Here is a 19379-nt window from a genome sequence, read left to right as displayed (position 1 = left end):
GAGTACTAGCAGTCGAACGATGGGAACGGAAATGTCCACAGCTCCTCAGACCAGTATCCGCAGCGGCAAGGGCCCCGGCGAAGCAGTAGGAATTGCGCTCTTGGGCTTCGGCACCGTGGGCGCGGAGGTATTCCGCCTGCTCAACGAGAACGCCGATGCCTTTGCTCACCGCATCGGTGGTCCTGCGGAGGTTCGCGGCGTCGCGGTACATAACAAGAACAAACTCCGCCCGGGCGTTCCTGCGGAGCTGTTGACCGATGATGCCGAGGCCCTGGTCAGGCGCGATGATATTGACCTCGTGGTCGAGGTCATCGGCGGCATTGATTACCCACGCCACCTCCTGCTGACCGCGCTCAATGCTGGTAAGTCCGTGGTTACGGCCAACAAGGCGCTCGTAGCTGCGCATGCGGACGAGCTCGCTGAGTCGGCAGATCGTGCCGGAGTGGATCTCTACTTTGAGGCTGCGGTTGCCGCGGCCATTCCCGTCGTCGGCATGCTGCGCCGCTCCCTGGCCGGCGATCAAATCCGCCGCATCTCTGGCATCGTCAACGGCACCACTAACTTTATCCTCGACGCCATGGAAACCACGGGCGCCTCCTACGAGGACGCACTCGCCGAGGCCACGCGCCTAGGCTATGCAGAGGCAGATCCCACCGCAGACGTCGAAGGCCATGACGCAGCCTCCAAGGCCGCGATCCTGGCGTCGCTTGGCTTCTACACCCGAGTCACTTTTGATGATGTCCATTGCGAAGGCATCTCCCAGATCACCGCGGATGACATCAAGGCTGCGAACAAGGCCGGCTATTCCATCAAGCTCTTGGCCATCTGTGAGGTCTTGATCGATGAATCCGGGAAGAAATCCGTCAACGCGCGCGTGCACCCCACGCTCGTTCCCAAGGATCACCCGCTTGCCTCAGTGAGCAAGTCCTACAACGCCATCTTCGTCGAGGCAGAGGCTGCCGGATCCCTCATGTTCTATGGCAATGGTGCCGGCGGTAACCCCACGGCATCGGCAGTGTTGGGTGACGTCGTGGGCGCCTCCCGCAACATCGTGCACGGTGGCCGCGCCCCGGGAGAAAACACCTACGCGCACCTGCCCATCGCAGATTTCGGCGAGGTACTTACCTGCTACCACATCGACATGGAGGTCGCGGACCGCGCCGGTGTGCTGGCAGCCATCTCCGAGGTTTTTGCCCAGCGAGGTGTCTCTTTGCGTACCGTGCGCCAGGAAAATGGCGACGGTACCGCCCGTCTCATCGTGGTCACCCATTCGGCGCGTGAGGCGGCGTTGGAAGAGATCGTCGCCAAGCTCGGCGATCTGGACGAGGTCAAGGCCGTCCATTCCGTCATTCGTCTCCATAGTTAAACCGCAGGTCTAGGATCTAAACCATGAGCATCGAAGTAGAAGTTGGCACCAAGGCCATCGTTACCGTCCCCGCCTCCTCAGCCAACTTGGGCCCCGGCTATGACACGCTCGGCATAGCGCTGACGCTTTATGACACCGTCGAGGTCGAGGTGACCAAGTCTGGTCTCGAGGTGGAGATTTTCGGTGAAGGTGCCGATGAGTTGCCGCGCGATGGCTCCCACCTGGTGGTCAAGGCCATTCGCTCGGCACTAGCAGCAGCGGACGCAACCGTGCCTGGCCTGCGAGTGGTGTGCAATAACAACATCCCGCAATCGCGCGGACTTGGCTCCTCCGCCTCGGCGGCGGTGGCTGGGGTAGCCGCCGGAAACGGCCTGGCGGGTTCTCCGCTGACGCCGGCCCAGCTCGTGCAGCTTTCTTCGGCCTTTGAGGGGCACCCCGACAATGCCGCCGCATCTGTGTTGGGCAATGCCGTGGTCTCATGGACTACTGTCCCCGTTGATGGGCGCTCCTTGCCCGAGTACAAGGCGGTTGGGCTGCAGGTGCACGAAGATATCCGCGCCACAGCGTTGGTGCCGGACTTCCATGCCTCGACCCAGGCGGTGCGCCGCGTGCTGCCCTCGCACGTGACCCACTCGGATGCGGCATTCAACGTCTCCCGTGCCGCGGTCCAGGTCGCGGCGCTACAAAATCACCCGGAGCTGCTGTGGGAGGGAACTAGGGACAGGCTGCACCAGCCCTACCGCGCTGACGTGCTGCCGATTACTTCGGAGTGGGTCAATCGTCTGCGCAACCGCGGATATGCTGCATATCTCTCTGGCGCGGGCCCCACCGCGATGGTCTTGCACACAGAACCCGTTGATGAGTCAATCCTCGATGAGGCTCGCGCCGCAGGCCTGCGTGTCCTTGAGCTTGAAGTAGCTGGCCCCGTTTCTGTAGACGTCACGCAGGCCTAAGGTCGTGCGCACAAATAGGACTTCTACCGCCACATTCGTAGTTTTGGCTCTGCTTGCCGTGCTGGGTGTTGCAGGGGTCAATCTGCTCCATGAGCGCAGGGCACCCGCTCCGGCGGATCAGATCTTTGCCGTGGACGTGGACGTCGAAGGCATGCACTTTATCCCGGACTCCGTGGAGGTGCCCGCTGGGAAGTACCTCGTTATCGATCTACACAACGGGGACGACCAAGCCCATGACCTGAAAGTCGGGGACGTGGAGACGGGCCGCATTGAGCCAGGCAAGAGCGCGAAGCTCAACGTGGGAACCGTGACTAAACCCATCGCCGGTTATTGCACCATTGCGGGCCACAAGATGCGAGGCATGACTTTCGAAGTCGGCGTGGCCCAGGCTTAATTAGTCTTCCTTTCTCGGAATGACGTCCCCGTCGAGGCGTTGGGCCTCACCCGGCCCTTTGAGCCGAATGATGTTGTACTCGCCTTCGGCCAAGTGCGATCGCAGATCTTTCTTATCGAACTTGCCCACCGACGTTTTGTCGATGGACTTCACAAAAGTCCAGTATTCCGGGAGCATCCACGAGGGCAGCTCTTTGCGCATACTCTCCCGGATGCGTTCCGCCGTCTCGATGGTGGGTGAGACCTTCCCTCCTAGGACCGTCACCGCCAAGGGGCGTTCGACCCACTGCTTATCTGGGTAGCCAATGACTGCGGCTTCGACGACGAGGGGATTGGCCATAATCATGTTTTCTAGCTGGACCGAGTAGATCCACTCGCCACCGGAACGAATCACGTCGCGGGCACGGTCCTCCACGGTCAGGAAGCCATCCTCGGTGACCGAGCCGACGTCGCCAGTGCGCAGCCAGCCATCGGCGGTGAACTTCGTGTCTGCAGTCTCCACGGCCTTACCGCGGAACTCACTGGCGGAACCGCCATTGACCGCGGTGACCGAGTGAAAGTAGGAGCCGGTAACGAGGTTGCCTCGCACCTGAATCTCGCCGGCATTGCGGTCTGTCTTGGAGACCACCTGCCCGTCGTTGACCACGCGGTATTGGAGCGAGGCGGGAAAGCGGCCCTGCGAGATGCGATAAGCCCAGCGAGTATCTCCGGACGCACCCTGTGGGGGGCGTGCCACGGTGCCCACTGTCGAGGTCTCTACCATGCCCCAGACATGCACGATGTCCACGCCATAGCGTTCCTCCCACATCTTGATGAGCTGCGGGGGAACGGGGGATCCGCCCGCATAGATCTCACGCAGGGTCATCCGCTCTGGGTGATGCTTGAGGTAATGCACGAAGAGCTGAATCCAGATAGTGGGGACTCCGTGGGCCACTCGCGGCGAGGTAGCCGCGATAATGGTGGCGAGGGTCTTAGGCGAAACGTCGGAATCGGGCAGTACCAGTGGCGTACCGGTCATGAATGCGGCGAAGGGGACGCCCCAACTCAACACGTGATAGATGGGGATGCAGCACAGGAAGGTCTCTCCGTGGGTTACGCACAGAGAATCCGAGGCGCGCAGGTGCATTGCCTCGAGGTAGATGGAGCGATGGGAGTACAAGACACCCTTCGGCGCGCCAGTGGTGCCGGTGGAGTAGCACAGAGCCGCCGCGGTGTTTTCTGGCAGCGTGGGCCAGTGATAGACGGTGGGCCGACCGTCGAGCAGCTTCTCATAGGAATAGACTTTGACGCCCCGCGGAAAGGACGTGGCGTAGCGGGCGGGGCTCGCGGTGCCGATAAAGACCACGGATTTCACGCAGTTGGTTCCACTGAGAACCTTGGCCAATTGGTCTCCTAGGCGAAAGTCCGCGACAATGACCTTGATTTCCGCGTGGTTGATGATGTGCCGAATCTGATCATTCATCAGCTGCTTATTGATCGGGGTGAAAACGGCGCCCTTGCAGGAAGCAGCAAACATGACCTCAAGGTGCTCGGCGCAATTCCACATGAAGGTTCCCACGCGCTCGTCCCCGGTGACGCCGAGCTCGTCGTGCAAGACGTGGGCAAAAGCCGCCGCCCGAGCGCCGATGGTGGCGAAGGTAGTCTCCTCGGCGGGGCCAAAGTCCGAATCGGGGGAGTGCGAGTGCCAAGTAGTGACCTTGGTCTGTCCGTGCACGCTGGAACCATAATCGAGGATCCGGGCGACGGACAGAGGAATGTCTTGCATCGTGGAGAGCATGCGACCTACTTTAGCGGCCTTGCGCTAGGTGAGAAGCACAGTATGCGCTATACTGGCGCAAGACTGGTGGGGGAAAGCTAAATTTCTCACCTAGCCGGGCACTTTTCTGGATAAGTTAAGGATGCTCGCAGTCGCCTCTATTGATTTCTTCCCCCGCCACGGGAGCGCTGGCACCCCACGCAAACCGGGGAAGAGGCCTTTTATTTCTTACTGCCCACGGGTTCCTTCGTACCTGCTCGTGGCGGTGAGTTTGTCAATTACACAATGGCTTCCAGAGTACTTATTCGCCTTGCCACTTTTCCCGTCAGAGTCGGGAAAACGCAGGCCACAAACGCCATATGGAAGCGACGAAAGGATATCCGTGAGCGATACGGACAAGACCGCGGCACAGGATCTCGCGTCCCTGAAGCTGCCGGAGCTACGCAAGCTGGCCAATGAACGTGGCCTGCGCGGTACCTCTGGCCTTCGCAAGGGAGATCTCATTACTGCGCTGACTACCGGTCAGGTTCCCCGCAAGGCCGCTGCTGCGGTCAAGGAAGCTCCGCAACCACAGCAGGAGGCGCCGAAAGCAGCCCCCCAGGAGGCGGAGAGCAAAGGCAAGCAACAAGAACGCAGCGATGACAACGATGATCAGCGCTTTGAATCGCGCTCGCAGGCGCGCCGCGCACGGCGCAACCGGACCCGCCGCCAAGACCGCGATACTCACTCGGGACAATCTGAGTCCAATCCCGCGCAGGATGAGGGCCGCCCTTCTCAGGAAGAAAAGGCCAGCACCAATGCAGAGGGCTCCGATAACTCGGGGCACAGCAAGAAGGACAACCGGGATAACCGGGAGGGCCGCGAGAACCGAGAAGGCCGCGAGAACCGCGAGAATACAGACCGTCCTCGGAATCCGCGCCACAGCAATAACAACAACCGCCACAATAATGATGATGACGAAGGCAATGGCGGCCGGCGCAACCGGCGTAACCGCCGCAATCGCCGTAGCCGTGGTGGAAATGAGGGGGGCGGTAACGATCTGCAGGTCCGCGAGGGCGATGAGCTGCAGGCAGTAGGCGGCATCTTAGAGGTCGTTGACAACAACGTAGCCTTCTTGCGCACGACCGGATACCGCGTTGGTAGCTCAGACGTCTTTGTCAATAGCAACTTGGTGCGCCGACTGGGCCTGCGCTCGGGTGATGCCATCACCGGTCAGGTGAAGATCTCCGGACCAACCCACACCCATGGCAATGGTCGCAATCGCCGCAAGTACAACCAGCTCGTCCAGGTTGACTCCGTCAATGGCTTGGATCCGGAGTCGGCGAAGAACCGGCCCGAGTTCTCTAAACTCACCCCGCTTTATCCCAATCAGCGCCTGCGCCTAGAGACGGACCCGAAGATCCTCACCACCCGCGTCATCGATCTGGTTATGCCGATTGGCAAGGGCCAGCGTGCGCTGATCGTCTCGCCGCCCAAGGCCGGTAAGACCACGATCATGCAAAATATTGCGAACGCGATCGCCGTCAACAACCCTGAGTGCTATCTCATGGTGGTGCTCGTTGATGAGCGTCCTGAAGAAGTCACGGATATGCAGCGCTCGGTCAAGGGTGAGGTCATTGCCTCCACCTTCGACCGTCCGCCTTCAGAGCACACCTCCGTGGCGGAGCTCGCCATCGAGCGCGCAAAGCGCCTCGTGGAGCAGGGTAAGGATGTCGTAGTGCTCTTGGACTCTATTACTCGTCTGGGTCGCGCCTACAACAACTCTTCTCCTGCCTCGGGCCGTATTCTTTCCGGTGGTGTGGACTCCAACGCCCTCTACCCGCCCAAGCGCTTCCTCGGTGCCGCTCGCAACATTGAAAACGGCGGCTCTTTGACCATTATCGCCACCGCCATGGTGGAGACCGGTTCCACCGGTGACACGGTCATCTTCGAGGAGTTCAAGGGCACTGGTAACGCGGAGCTCAAGCTGGACCGTGGAATCTCCGAGCGCAGGGTATTCCCTGCGGTCGACGTCAACCCCTCCGGCACCCGCAAGGACGAGCTCTTGCTCGTTCCCGAGGAGGCGCGCATCATGACTAAGCTGCGCCGTATCCTCTCCGGGCTGGATTCCTATGCTGCTATTGACCTGTTAATCAAGCAGCTGAAGAAGACGAAGTCCAACGGCGAGTTCCTCATGCAGATCGCTAGTTCTGCTCCCATGGTGGCCAGCTTGGAAGAGGAGGAGTACTCCTAAATGGATAACCATGTATCTCTGGTGGACGATATCGTCTCCGAGTATCAGGGCATCGAAATGCAGATGGCGGACCCGGACGTGGCCGGTAATCAGGCTGCCTTCCGCAAGCTATCGAAGCGCTATGCTGAGCTGCGTCCCATAGTTAAACTCAACGGGGAGCTTGTGCAGGCGCGTGAGGATCTCGCGGATGCCAAGGAAATGGCCTATGAGGACCATGACTTTCAGGCTGAGGCCGAACGCCTTGAAAAGCTAGTCGTCGAGTTGGAAGAAAAACTGGCTGACCTGCTCGCCCCGCGCGACGAGCAGGACTCCGAGGACATCATCATGGAGATTAAGGCCGGCGCTGGTGGCGAGGAGGCTGCCCTTTTCGCGGGTGACCTCGCGCGCATGTACGAGCGTTACGCCGACAAAGCCGGCTTTAACTGGGAGGTGCTGGGCCTCAACGAGTCTGACCTGGGCGGAGTGAAGGACATGACCATCACTTTCAAGTCCAAGACTCCCTCGCGTGATGGAGCCTGGTCGGTATTCAAGTTTGAGGGCGGGGTACATCGCGTCCAGCGCGTTCCGGTCACGGAGTCGCAGGGCCGCATCCAGACCTCCGCTGCGGGCGTCTTGGTCTACCCGGAGCCTGATGAGGTTGAGTCCGTCAACATCGACGAGAAAGACATTCGCGTTGATGTCTACCGTTCCTCCGGTAAGGGCGGCCAAGGCGTTAACACCACTGACTCTGCCGTGCGCATCACCCACCTGCCTACTGGGCTGGTTGTGACCTGTCAGAAGGAACGCTCCCAGATCCAGAACAAGGCCCGTGCTTTGCAAGTGCTGCAGGCGCGCCTGGACCAGCTCGAGCGGGAGGCCCGCGACGCTGAGGCCGGCGAGCAGCGTGCTTCCCAGGTGCGCACGATGGACCGCTCTGAGCGTATCCGCACCTATAACTGGCCGGAAAACCGCATCACGGATCACCGTATCGGCTACAAGGCCAATAACTTGGATGCAGTGCTCAACGGTGACTTGCAGGATCTCATTGATGCCTTGCAGGCCCAAGAGCGCGCCGAGCGGCTCGAGTCCGAAGGTTAAGGGCTGTCCTCGGTGACTACCTATGCACAGGCGCTTCGCTTCGCGGCGGAGCGCCTTCGCCGTGCCGGCGTGGCCTCACCCGAGTGGGACGCGCGGATCTTGGCGTCCCATCTCATTCATTGCGGGCACATGGACATCCCGATGCACGAGAAGGCCATGCCGGGCTTCGACATCGCCTACGAGCAGTTGATTGCCCGCCGCGCCGCCCGGGAGCCGCTGCAACACATCCTCGGCGCGGCGTGGTTTGGTCCGCTGGAGCTGCGCGTGGGCCCCGGGGTTTTCATCCCGCGCCCGGAAACGGAAGTTCTGGCGGACTGGGCTGTACGTTCGCTGCAGGGGCTGGAAAGCCCCCGCGTTGTCGATCTGTGCACAGGTTCGGGCGCGCTGGCGCTCTATGTTTCCCACCTGCGCCCAGATGCGCGGGTGCTCGCCGTCGAGCTTGACGACGACGCCTTGGCATACACCACCACCAACACCCACGGCAGCGGGGTGGAGGTCATTCACGGCGATGCCACGGATCCCCGGGTGCTTGAAAGCATCGATGGGCAGGTGGATCTAGTAGTGAGCAACCCGCCCTATGTGCCCTTGAGCATGGAGCTAGACCCAGAGGTCTACCAAGACCCGGCACTCGCCGTTTTCGCGGGCGAGGATGGGATGAGTGTCATCCCCGGGATCGCCGACACCGCGGCCCGCCTGCTTAAAGTGGGAGGACGTTTCGGCATTGAGCACGATGATGAGACCTCTGCACAGGTGCAGGCCTTGGTGCGGGAAAACGGTGCATTTTGTGCCGTGGAGGTCTTGAGAGATCTCACCGGCACGGCACGCTTTGTCACGGCCGTGCGCGCCGAGGGGTAAGGTGAGAAAACCGAAAAGAATGTGTCCACGTTCCAGAAAGCTGATGTAGGGATTTTAATGCAGGGCAAGATTTATGATTGTTCCGATGAGGCCAGCCGAGAAGAGGGAATCTCTCTCGCTGTCAAGGCCGCCCAGTCCGGTCGCTTGGTTGTCATGCCCACCGATACGCTTTATGGTTTGGGCTGCGATGCCTTCAATAACGCGGCGGTGGCCAACCTTCTAGCCACCAAGCACCGTGGCCCGGATATGCCCGTGCCGGTTCTTATCGGGTCCTGGGATACCATTCGCGGGCTGGTGGCCAACTACACCGATACAGCGCGTACTTTGGTCGAGGCATTTTGGCCCGGCGGACTATCCATCGTGGTTCCGCAGGCGCCTTCTTTGCCGTGGAACTTGGGCGATACACGCGGGACGGTCATGCTGCGCATGCCTTTGCACCCCATCGCCATCGAGCTCTTACGCGAGGTGGGCCCAATGGCGGTATCTTCCGCCAATATCTCCGGACACCAGCCGCCTACCACGGCGATCGCGGCCAAGCAGCAATTGGGCAAGGCGGTGACGGTGTATCTGGACGGGGGAGAAACCGCCGTCGGCAAGCCCTCGACCATCATCGATCTTTCCGGCGCCCGTCCTTACCTCCTGCGCGAAGGTGCTATCTCCGCGGAAGACATTGCGGAGGTCATCGGCGTCAGTGCGGAGTCTCTGCGGACGCGCCCGCAGAATTAAGCAGAAGTAATAGGGAAGCGGAGGACTATCAGTGGGCGGAACCGGTGTCCCGCTACGCGAGTTGGCTCTAGTCATCCTCGTTGCGGCAGCATTCACATATCTGGCTACAGGTATCGTGCGCACCATTTTGGTGCGCAGTGGCCGGGTAGCGGAGATCCGCCTGCGCGATAGCCACTCCCAGCCCACTCCGCAGATGGGCGGCGTCGCCATGTTCATCGGTTTCGGTGCCGCGCTTTTTCTCGCCGAACAGCTCCCCGCCCTCACCCGCGGGTTCATGCCGGTTACCCCGGAGATGACTGCGGTGTTTTGGGGCGCGGCGGCGATAGTCGCGGTGGGTGTGATCGATGATCTCTATGAACTCAGCGCCATCGTCAAGCTCCTGGGGCAGCTTCTTGCCGCCGCAGTGATGAGTGGTCTCGGGCTGACCTGGACCCTGTTGTTCATCCCTTTCGGCGGTGGAACCACCGTATTGCTGGACCAAATCCAGGGCACACTCTTGACTACCTTCATTACCGTCTTGTTGGTTAATGCCTTCAACTTTGTTGATGGCCTCGACGGACTGGCCGCAGGCCTGGGCATGATCGCCGGGGGAGCCATCCTCATCTTCTCGTTGACTGTCCTCCACGACCAGGGTGGAGCCGTTTCGGCTTATCCTCCCGCCATCATTGCGGCCGCCTTGGTGGGAATCTGCGCCGGATTTTTGCCCCATAATTTTGAGCCCTCACGCATCTTCATGGGGGACAGCGGCTCGATGCTCATTGGCCTTTTGTTGGCCGCAGCATCGACCTCGGCTTCCGGAAAAATCAATATGTCGCTCTATGGCACGGTTGATATCATCGCGCTACTTTCGCCTTTCATCGTGGTGGCTGCTGCAGTGTCGATCCCAGTTGTTGACCTGGTCTGGGCAGTGATTCGGCGCCTGGCACAGGGGCGCTCGCCCTTTTCTGCCGACCGTGCCCATATTCACCACCGCCTGCTGTCTTTGGGGCACACGCACCGGCGCACCGTCTTAGTGCTCTACCTGTGGGTGTCAGCTGCGGCCTTCGGGGCGGTGGCTTTCTCGGTTGTTCCCCCGGCTTTAGCGTCTGCGCTGGCGGTCCTAGCCCTCGTGGTGGCTTTTGGGGCGACCCTCATTCCGCTGCGCCAAGGCAAGTTGGGAAGGCATGCCCGAGTGACAAGAGTGGTCAAAGAAACCGGACCGGCCTGAGGTAGGCTTTCTGCCTATGACTGAAAACGCTTCTTCCGATCCGGAAATCAACGACGTTGCAGACTTTGATGACCCGCGCCGCCCGCTCGAGCGAGCCCTGCGCTTCGGCTGGTGGGCGCTTGTGGCCATAACCATCGTTTCGCTGGCCGTGTGGGGCGGAGTCAAGGGGCTGCCCGGGATTTGGGGCGTCCTTATTGGTGCGAGCGTCGCCGGAGCCTTCGTCCTCTTTACCGCACTCTCAGTGCTTTTTACTTCGAACACCACTCCCACCACCACGCTCGCAGTCATTATGGGCAGCTGGTTGCTCAAGCTGGTGTTGCTTTTGGTCGTACTCTTTATCATCCGGGACCTAGAGTTCTATGATCGCATGGCCCTTTTCGTCACCGTGGTCTTGGCCCTCATTCTCACGCTCGGAACGGAGACATGGGGAATTATCACCTCTCGCGTCTCCTACGTCTCCTAAAAGGTCTTTCTCCCCGACTATCGGAACCGGCCCGTGCCAGTGGTGTTGGGTAAAGCGTCATTCCACCCCCACGGAGGTGTGATGATATTCCGCTGTGACTAAGGACACCCGCACTCTTTTGCCTAGTCACGGGCGATAATGAGGGGCTTGGGTGGGGTAGTGGGCCAGGCTTAAGACTTGGAAGGGCCCCGGGGACGGTGATTTGTTCTCTGACCTGATATTATTTCCTGCGGGTTACCGCGGATCCGGAACTCTCTATTCGCCGTGTGCGAAGTTACTGTGTTACGGCTCCCGCGCGGTCAATCCCTGTCACTACTTCGAAGATGTGCGACGGAGTCCGAGGTCGTGGCAGAGAGCTTGAGACGTCCATCGCACCGCTTGTGATTTTTATATGAATTGCAACGGCCCTAACACGGGAGAGAACGCTGAGCGTTACAACATTGGCCATGAAAGGGCAGTTTCACGCGCCCAATCTGGGTGAGGAATTCTTCCCGGGGCAAATTGATGCCAACCACCTGTTCTTCGGCGACTTCGCCGGCGGATGGTTCGCGCTTGATCGCCTAATGCTGGTGCGCATCTTGATGACGCTGGTATTGGTGGTTCTTTTTATGTTGGCCTTTAAGAACCCCAAGCTGGTTCCCAAGGGTCTGCAAAACGTCGGTGAAAATGCGGTCGACTTCGTTCGCATTTACATCGCCGAAGACATTTTGGGGAAGAAGGAGGCGAAGCGGTTTCTTCCGATTATCGCTGCCATCTTCTTCGCAGTTCTCTTTATGAATGTATCGACCATTATTCCGGGGCTAAACGTCTCCGCTAATGGTCGTATCGGTATGCCTATAGTACTTGCCGCGGTGGCATATATCGTCATGATTTATGCCGGTGCAAAGCGCTATGGGTTCGGCAAGTTCCTGAAGTCCTCGGTGGTTATTCCAAACCTCCCTCCGGCGCTTCACTTCTTGGTCATCCCGATTGAGTTCTTCTCAACCTTCATTTTGCGGCCTGTTACCCTTGCCATTCGTCTTATGGCGAACTTCCTGGCCGGACATATCATTCTGGTTCTGCTGTTTTCTGCCTCGAACTTCTTCTTCTGGCAGCTCAACGGCTGGACGGCTCTCTCAGGTGTCACCATCATCCTGGGCATTGCCTTCAGTTTGTTCGAAATCATCGTTATTTTCCTGCAGGCATACATTTTTGCCCTGCTGACTTCGGTGTACATCGAATTGTCCCTCCACGCGGATTCGCATTAGGACGAGGTCGACGAGCGCGACCGAGAATTCTAAACTTCACAAAACTACCTCCTCGGCCTTAGGGATTAAGGCCGGGAAACACGAAAGGGAACGACTTTCACCATGAACGAAATCATTTTGGCTCAAGACGCCGCCTCTAACATCACGGGCTTGGGCACCATCGGTTACGGCCTCGCCGCAATCGGCCCTGGTATCGGTATCGGCATCGTCGCCGGTAAGACCGTAGAGGCTATGGCTCGCCAGCCCGAGATGGCCGGCCAGCTGCGCACCACCATGTTCTTGGGTATTGCCTTCACCGAGGCACTTGCGCTTATCGGCCTCGTTGCAGGCTTCCTGTTCTAAAAAGTTCGCGTTTTCCTAAACCAACCTTTTAAGACTGGAGACCACATGAACAACGTCTTTTACCTCCTTGCGGAGGGGGAGGAGAGCTTGCCAGGTAATGGCAGCTTCTCCGTCCTCCTGCCCAAGAACTATGACATCTTCTGGTCTTTGATCTGTTTCGTTGCCATCTTGTTGTTGTTCTGGAAGTTTGTTCTTCCGGCGTACAACAAGTTGCTCCAGGAGCGCGAGGACCGGATCGAGGGCGGCATGAAGCGCGCTGAGGCCTCACAGGCTGAAGCCAAGGCTGCTCTTGAGAAGTACAACGCACAGCTTGCTGATGCACGAGCTGAGGCCGCTGAGATCCGTGAGCAGGCGCGCGAGCGCGGCAAGCAGATCGAGGCCGAGGCTAAGAGCCAGGCTGAGGAAGAGTCACGTCGCATCGTGGCCGCGGGTGAGAAGCAGCTAGAGGCTTCCCGCACGCAGGTTATCTCCGAGCTGCGTTCTGACATCGGACAGAACTCCATCAATCTGGCGGAGAAGCTGCTGGGCGGGGAACTTTCCTCCGCTACCAAGCAGTCCTCGACCATTGATAACTTCCTGTCCGAGCTCGACTCTGTGGCACCGGCCGGAAAGTAGGCAACTATGAAGGCAGCTAGCCGCGAAGCTCTCGCACACGTCGAAACCCGCCTGGATGAGATCCTAGCCGGCGACAACGCTGTTGCGACTGCTGCACAGGCAGGCCTCGACCTTTTTGAGGTCGTCGACGTTCTAGACGGCGAGCGCGAATTGCGCGTCGATCTTAATAACGTCGCCGCCTCGGCCGAGACCCGCAAGAAGCTGGCAATGGATCTATTTGGAGACAAGGTTTCTCCGGTCGCCGCACAGGTGATCGAGGCCGCAGTTTCTGAGCATTGGTCCACCGGTCGCGACTTGGTCAACGGCCTTGTCACCCTCGGACGTCGTGCTTTGTTGCGCGGAGCCGAGTCCCAAGGCCAGCTGGGCCAGGTCGAGGACGAGCTTTACCGTCTCGCCCAGATCCTGGACCGCGAGGCTGAGCTGACCCAGTTGCTTTCGGATTACACTGCTCCTTCCGCACACAAGCGCGGATTGCTGGCAAACGTGCTCTACGGGAAGGTCACGATGTTTACTGAGGCGCTCGCGCTTCAGGCAATCGGACGCCCCGAGCGCAACCCCATCGATGATGTCTCCGCTTTGTCTGACTCCGCAGCAGCGCTGCAGGGGCGCGAAATTGCGCGCGTGACATCTGCTGGAGAGCTGAACGAAGGCCAGCAGGCAGTGCTCGCCGAGAAGCTGGGCAAGATTTATGGTCGTGCGATGTCCATCCATGCTGAGGTTGACACCAGCCTCCTCGGTGGTGTGCGCATCCGCGTTGGTGACGAAGTTATTGACGGTTCGACGGCAGGCAAGATTGCCCGCCTGCGGGCCCAGATGGCATAGACCAAGACGACAGAAGTGAAAACAAGTAATTGCTGGAAGATACTACCGAGAGCAGGAAGAACATGGCGGAGCTGACGATCTCCTCCGATGAGATTCGTAGCGCGATTGCGAACTACACCTCGAGCTACTCCGCGGAGGCCTCCCGTGAGGAGGTCGGCGCGGTAATTTCGGCAGCTGACGGTATTGCGCAGGTTTCTGGCCTGCCATCCGTTATGGCGAATGAGCTGCTCGAGTTCCCAGGCGGCCTCATCGGCGTTGCTCAGAACCTGGACACCAACTCGATTGGCGTCGTGGTGCTGGGTAACTTCGAGTCCCTCAAGGAGGGCGACGAGGTCAAGAGGACCGGCGAGGTCCTTTCCATTCCCGTGGGCGAGGAATTCCTCGGCCGCGTAATCAACCCATTGGGCCAGCCGATTGACGGCTTGGGTCCCATCGCCGCTGAAGAGGAACGCGTCCTCGAGCTGCAGGCACCTTCCGTGTTGCAGCGTCAGCCGGTGGAAGAGCCGATGCAGACGGGTATCAAGGCTATCGACGCCATGACCCCGATCGGTCGCGGTCAGCGTCAGCTGATCATTGGTGACCGTAAGACCGGCAAGACCGCGGTCTGCATCGACACCATTTTGAACCAGAAGGCAAACTGGGAGTCTGGCGATAAGGACAAGCAGGTACGTTGTATCTACGTCGCTATCGGCCAGAAGGGCACCACCATCGCTGGTGTGCGCCACACCCTTGAGCAGCACGGTGCGCTGGAGTATACCACCATCGTTGCCGCTCCGGCCTCTGATTCCGCAGGCTTTAAGTGGCTCGCCCCCTTCTCGGGTGCGGCCCTGGGCCAGCACTGGATGTACCAGGGCGAGCACGTCCTGATTATTTATGATGATCTCACCAAGCAGGCCGAGGCCTACCGTGCGATCTCCCTTCTGCTTCGCCGTCCGCCAGGGCGCGAGGCTTACCCGGGTGACGTCTTCTACCTGCACTCTCGTTTGCTCGAGCGCGCAGCGAAGCTTTCCGATGACATGGGTGCCGGTTCCATGACCGCATTGCCGATCATCGAGACGAAGGCCAACGACGTTTCGGCCTTCATCCCGACCAACGTTATTTCCATTACTGACGGCCAGGTCTTCCTGGAGTCCGACCTGTTCAACCAGGGCGTCCGTCCGGCAATTAACGTCGGTGTCTCCGTGTCCCGCGTCGGTGGCGCTGCCCAGACCAAGGGCATGAAGAAGGTGGCAGGTAACCTGCGTCTGGATCTCGCGGCATACCGCGACCTGCAGGCCTTCGCCGCCTTCGCATCGGACCTGGATGCGGCCTCCAAGGCACAGCTCGAGCGCGGCGCTCGCCTCGTTGAGCTGCTCAAGCAGGCCGAGTCCTCCCCGCAGCCGGTCGAGTACCAGATGGTTTCCATCTTCCTCGCTGACCAGGGCATCTTCGACGTCGTTCCCGTTGAAGACGTTCGCCGCTTTGAGGTCGAGGTTCACGAGTACCTCAACCAGCACGCTCCGGAAGTATTCGCGCAGATTGCTGGCGGCAAAGCCTTGACCGACGAGTCCAAGGAAACCTTGGTCTCGGCAGCGAAGGACTTCACTCCTAGCTTCCGCACCACCGAGGGACACAACATCGGCACCGAGGCGCCGGTTGATCCCCTCAACGCGGATGAAGTGAAGAAGACCGAGCTCAGCGTCTCCCGTAAGACGGCCAACTAGGGCTCCGTCGAGCTCTCAGAGTAAACCGTCTAGATACCAAGAAGGGAGGAACGAACACTATGGCTAATCTTCGTGAACTGCGCGACCGCATCCGGTCCGTCAATTCCACCAAGAAGATCACCAAAGCACAGGAGCTCATCGCTACCTCGCGCATTACTAAGGCCCAGGCCCGTGTGGAGGCTTCACAGCCTTATGCACACGAGCTTGCTAACGTGCTCAACCGGCTCGCTGCCGTGAGCTCGCTGGATCACTCTATGCTGCGCGAGCGTGTTGACGGCAAGGTCGCTGCCATTCTCGTGGTCTCTTCTGACCGCGGAATGTGCGGTGGCTACAACAACAACGTCTTCAAGAAGGCGGCTGAGCTCGAGGCACTGCTCCGGCAGGAAGGATTCGACGTAGTCCGCTACGTTACTGGCAGCAAGGGCGTCGGCTTCTACAAGTTCCGCGAGGCCGAGGTGGCGGGAAGCTGGGAAGGCTTTTCGCAGAATCCCTCGTGGGAGTCCACCCACGATGTCCGTCGTCACATGATCGACGGCTTCGTTGCGGGTTCCCATGGGACCGCCAAGGCACGTCCGGGACTCAACACGGAGGCCAACGGAGGGGATTCGAACGCGGTTGTCCGCGGCTTCGATTCCGTTCACGTTGTCTACACCGAGTTTGAGAACATGTTGACTCAGACCGCGCGCGCCCAGCAGTTGTTGCCGGTTGTGCCCGTCATCGAGAACGGGGAATACCAACTTGGGGATTCCGCGCTTTCCGACGCCGAGTCGGCAGATCAGCTCACCCCTGATTACGACTTCGAACCGGACGCAGATACCCTGATGGAAGCGCTGCTTCCTCAGTATGTCTCCCGCCTGCTGTTTGAAATGTTCTTGGAGGCTTCGGCCGCCGAGTCCGCTGCACGCCGTACTGCTATGAAGTCTGCGACTGATAACGCGACGGAATTGGTCAAGGACCTTTCCCGCGTGGCCAACCAGGCACGTCAGGCACAGATTACCCAGGAAATTACAGAGATCGTCGGTGGCGCTGGTGCGCTCGCCGAAAGCGCAGAAAGTGACTAGATTATGACTTCAGCTCTGCAAGAGCAGAACACACAGTCGTCGGCTGTCGCCGGCCGTGTGGTGCGTGTCATCGGTCCGGTCGTCGACGTGGAATTCCCGCGCGGCGGACTGCCGGCACTGTATAACGCACTGACCGTCGAGATTTCTCTCGAGGCTGTTGCAAAGACCGTCACCCTTGAGGTTGCTCAGCACCTCGGTGACAACCTTGTCCGTACCATCTCCATGGCACCGACCGACGGACTCGTCCGCGGCGCCGCAGTGAGTGATACCGGCAAGCCGATTTCCGTCCCAGTCGGAGACGTAGTCAAGGGCCACGTCTTTAACGCCTTGGGCGATTGCCTCGACCAGCCCGGCTTGGGCCGTGACGGTGAGCAGTGGGGAATCCACCGCGAGCCCCCGGCTTTCGACGAGCTTGAGGGCAAGACCGAAATCCTCGAGACCGGCATCAAGGTCATCGACCTTCTGACCCCGTATGTCAAGGGCGGAAAGATTGGCCTCTTCGGCGGCGCCGGTGTGGGCAAGACGGTTCTCATCCAGGAGATGATTACCCGTATTGCTCGCGAGTTCTCCGGAACCTCCGTGTTCGCCGGCGTCGGCGAGCGTACCCGTGAGGGCACCGACCTCCACCTGGAAATGGAAGAGATGGGCGTGTTGCAAGACACCGCCTTGGTCTTCGGCCAGATGGATGAGCCGCCAGGAGTTCGTATGCGCGTGGCTCTGTCCGGTCTGACCATGGCGGAGTACTTCCGCGATGTTCAGCACCAGGACGTGCTGCTGTTCATCGACAACATCTTCCGTTTCACCCAGGCCGGCTCTGAGGTATCGACCCTTCTGGGCCGCATGCCTTCCGCCGTGGGCTACCAGCCCACCCTGGCTGATGAGATGGGCGTGCTGCAGGAGCGGATTACCTCCACCAAGGGTCGTTCCATTACCTCGCTGCAGGCCGTTTATGTGCCGGCCGATGACTACACCGACCCGGCACCTGCTACGACCTTCGCCCACCTCGATGCCACCACCGAGCTGGACCGCGCTATCGCCTCCAAGGGTATTTACCCCGCGGTGAACCCGCTGTCCTCGACCTCTCGTATCCTCGAGCCGTCAATCGTTGGCCAGCGTCACTACGATATCGCCCAGCGCGTTATCGGCATCCTGCAGAAGAACAAGGAATTGCAAGACATCATCGCAATTCTGGGCATGGATGAGCTCTCTGAGGAAGACAAGATCACCGTGCAGCGTGCACGTCGTCTGGAGCGTTTCTTGGGACAGAACTTCTTCGTTGCGGAGAAGTTCACCGGCCTGCCGGGTTCCTACGTTCCTTTGACCGATACGATCGAGGCTTTCGAGCGCATTTGCAACGGCGAGTTCGACCACTACCCAGAGCAGGCCTTCAACGGCCTGGGTGGCTTGGACGACGTCGAAGCAGCGTACAAGAAGCTGACCGAGAAGTAGGGAGTGCGACATGGCTGACATCACCGCTGAACTGGTTGCCGTCGAGCGCATGCTGTGGTCTGGACAGGCCACCATGGTCACGGCTGAGACCACCGAGGGTGAGATCGGCGTGCTTCCTGGACACGAGCCAGTTATCGGTCAGTTGATCGATAACGGCGTAGTGACCATTCGCCCCGTCGACGGTGACCGCTTGGTCGCCGCCGTACAGGGTGGCTTCCTCTCCGTATCCCAGAAGAAGATCACCGTGCTCGCAGACTGGGCAATCTGGTCTACCGAGATCGACGAGGCCCGTGCCACCGAAGATCTCAAGTCCGAGGACGAGGTGACCCGTTCCCGAGCCGAGGCCGCGTTGCGTGCCCTTCGGCGCGCGCAGGCTTAACCGAGCCCTAGGATAAGGGGAGTAGGGGCAGCAATGACCGCCCTTCCCGCTCTCAACCGCACCACCTTGCTTTGCGAGGTCGGTGCGGTTTCTTGTTTTCTTTGGGATTGCTTCCTGGCTTCTATGGGGCGTTGTCTCGTTAGTGCCGGAGGCTGGAATTGGGCAAATCACGGGGCAAGACGCTAGACTTCTCTTATTGTTTCAGCGACCCCGTGAGTTTGTGGCAAGAATGGAGATCCATCAGTGGATGCTTTGTTTACGGTCATTTTTTGGCTTCTCGTCATCGCCTGTGTGACGTTGGGTCTCCTCGCGGCCTTTCGCTTCTTCCGTCTGCGCTCGCGCGGCACTTCCGTACTTCTGCGGAAGATGCCAGCCAAGGATTCTCATTCTTGGCGCCACGGCATGCTGCGATATATCGGGGAGTCCGTAAAGTTTTATAAGCTTCGCTCCGTATGGCCCACCGCAGATCTCGTATTAGACCGCCTCGACGTCGAACTTCTTGGTAACCGCAAGTTGGATGACGACGAGGCTTCTTTTATGCCCGAGGCCACCGAGGTTCTGCACTTTCGTGCCGGGGAACGCGAGTACGAGTTCGCTTCAGATCAACACGGCATTCTTGCCTTGACCGCGTGGATCGAATCGGCGCCTTCGCGCAGGCAAGAGAAGCGTGACTTCGAGCGCCTGCGCAGCCGCGCTACCCGCTATCCCAAGCAATAGTTCGCAACCGCTAGG

General features: G+C 59.7%; 19 protein-coding genes. 18 read left to right on the top strand and 1 reads right to left on the bottom strand.

All coding sequences use genetic code 11. The annotated features are described in order from the left end of the window. Nucleotides 1–31 precede the first annotated feature (31 nt). The 3 genes from B2696_RS00480 to B2696_RS00470 are packed head-to-tail and all read left to right on the top strand — an operon-like array spanning nucleotide 32 to nucleotide 2713. Nucleotides 32–1366, top strand: a complete 1335-nt coding sequence (locus B2696_RS00480) for a homoserine dehydrogenase (protein WP_286953213.1) — start codon at nucleotides 32–34, stop codon at nucleotides 1364–1366. A 23-nt stretch (nucleotides 1367–1389) separates the two neighbouring features. After that, nucleotides 1390–2319, top strand: a complete 930-nt coding sequence (gene thrB, locus B2696_RS00475) for a homoserine kinase (protein ID WP_276623463.1) — start codon at nucleotides 1390–1392, stop codon at nucleotides 2317–2319. Between the two features lie 43 nt (nucleotides 2320–2362). Further along, a complete protein-coding gene (locus tag B2696_RS00470) occupies nucleotides 2363–2713 on the top strand; it encodes a cupredoxin domain-containing protein (protein ID WP_276623462.1) in 351 nt (116 codons plus the stop codon). Here B2696_RS00470 and B2696_RS00465 read toward each other — a convergent pair whose 3' ends face one another. Continuing rightward, complete coding sequence (locus B2696_RS00465) at nucleotides 2714–4489, bottom strand: long-chain fatty-acid--CoA ligase (protein ID WP_286953211.1); 1776 nt, start codon at nucleotides 4487–4489, stop codon at nucleotides 2714–2716. 355 nt (nucleotides 4490–4844) lie between these two features. On the opposite strand from B2696_RS00465, the gene rho reads away from it, so the two are divergent. The 15 genes from rho to B2696_RS00390 all read left to right on the top strand — a co-directional run bounded on the left by rho (nucleotide 4845) and on the right by B2696_RS00390 (nucleotide 19364). Next, nucleotides 4845–6701, top strand: coding sequence for a transcription termination factor Rho (gene rho, locus B2696_RS00460; protein ID WP_373862507.1), 1857 nt, complete (start codon nucleotides 4845–4847; stop codon nucleotides 6699–6701). Then, nucleotides 6702–7778: a peptide chain release factor 1 gene (gene prfA, locus B2696_RS00455; protein ID WP_286953208.1), complete on the top strand. Its 1077-nt coding sequence runs from the start codon at nucleotides 6702–6704 to the stop codon at nucleotides 7776–7778. Between the two features lie 12 nt (nucleotides 7779–7790). Further along, the gene (gene prmC / locus B2696_RS00450; protein WP_286953206.1) at nucleotides 7791–8633 is read left to right on the top strand and encodes a peptide chain release factor N(5)-glutamine methyltransferase; all 843 of its coding nucleotides are present in this window, start codon (nucleotides 7791–7793) and stop codon (nucleotides 8631–8633) included. 57 nt (nucleotides 8634–8690) lie between these two features. Next, complete coding sequence (locus B2696_RS00445; RefSeq protein ID WP_075729616.1) at nucleotides 8691–9359, top strand: L-threonylcarbamoyladenylate synthase; 669 nt, start codon at nucleotides 8691–8693, stop codon at nucleotides 9357–9359. Nucleotides 9360–9390: 31 nt separating this feature from the next. Further along, the gene (locus tag B2696_RS00440) at nucleotides 9391–10566 is read left to right on the top strand and encodes a glycosyltransferase family 4 protein (RefSeq protein ID WP_075729617.1); all 1176 of its coding nucleotides are present in this window, start codon (nucleotides 9391–9393) and stop codon (nucleotides 10564–10566) included. A gap of 16 nt (nucleotides 10567–10582) precedes the next feature. Then, nucleotides 10583–11029: a hypothetical protein gene (locus B2696_RS00435; RefSeq protein ID WP_075729618.1), complete on the top strand. Its 447-nt coding sequence runs from the start codon at nucleotides 10583–10585 to the stop codon at nucleotides 11027–11029. Between the two features lie 446 nt (nucleotides 11030–11475). Next, the gene (gene atpB, locus B2696_RS00430) at nucleotides 11476–12276 is read left to right on the top strand and encodes a F0F1 ATP synthase subunit A (protein ID WP_286953201.1); all 801 of its coding nucleotides are present in this window, start codon (nucleotides 11476–11478) and stop codon (nucleotides 12274–12276) included. Nucleotides 12277–12378: 102 nt separating this feature from the next. Next, on the top strand, nucleotides 12379–12618 hold the full coding sequence (locus B2696_RS00425; protein ID WP_276623458.1) for an ATP synthase F0 subunit C: 240 nt from the start codon (nucleotides 12379–12381) through the stop codon (nucleotides 12616–12618). 45 nt (nucleotides 12619–12663) lie between these two features. After that, nucleotides 12664–13233: a F0F1 ATP synthase subunit B gene (locus B2696_RS00420; protein ID WP_286953199.1), complete on the top strand. Its 570-nt coding sequence runs from the start codon at nucleotides 12664–12666 to the stop codon at nucleotides 13231–13233. Between the two features lie 6 nt (nucleotides 13234–13239). After that, complete coding sequence (locus B2696_RS00415) at nucleotides 13240–14055, top strand: F0F1 ATP synthase subunit delta (RefSeq protein ID WP_286953197.1); 816 nt, start codon at nucleotides 13240–13242, stop codon at nucleotides 14053–14055. Nucleotides 14056–14117: 62 nt separating this feature from the next. Then, entirely contained in the window at nucleotides 14118–15758 is a 1641-nt protein-coding gene (gene atpA / locus B2696_RS00410; protein WP_075729623.1) for a F0F1 ATP synthase subunit alpha, read from the top strand. A 59-nt stretch (nucleotides 15759–15817) separates the two neighbouring features. Further along, entirely contained in the window at nucleotides 15818–16819 is a 1002-nt protein-coding gene (locus tag B2696_RS00405) for a F0F1 ATP synthase subunit gamma (protein WP_286953194.1), read from the top strand. Between the two features lie 3 nt (nucleotides 16820–16822). Next, entirely contained in the window at nucleotides 16823–18268 is a 1446-nt protein-coding gene (atpD, locus tag B2696_RS00400) for a F0F1 ATP synthase subunit beta (RefSeq protein ID WP_075729625.1), read from the top strand. A gap of 10 nt (nucleotides 18269–18278) precedes the next feature. Beyond that, entirely contained in the window at nucleotides 18279–18647 is a 369-nt protein-coding gene (locus tag B2696_RS00395; protein ID WP_075729626.1) for a F0F1 ATP synthase subunit epsilon, read from the top strand. A 243-nt stretch (nucleotides 18648–18890) separates the two neighbouring features. Next, nucleotides 18891–19364, top strand: coding sequence for a DUF2550 domain-containing protein (locus B2696_RS00390; protein ID WP_075729627.1), 474 nt, complete (start codon nucleotides 18891–18893; stop codon nucleotides 19362–19364). Nucleotides 19365–19379 lie beyond the last annotated feature (15 nt).

This window comes from Corynebacterium sp. UBA4397, from assembly GCF_002390965.1.
Lineage (GTDB): Bacteria > Actinomycetota > Actinomycetes > Mycobacteriales > Mycobacteriaceae > Corynebacterium > Corynebacterium flavescens.
The sequence above is the reverse complement of the archived record's forward strand: the minus strand, read 5'-3'. Positions and strand labels throughout refer to the sequence as shown.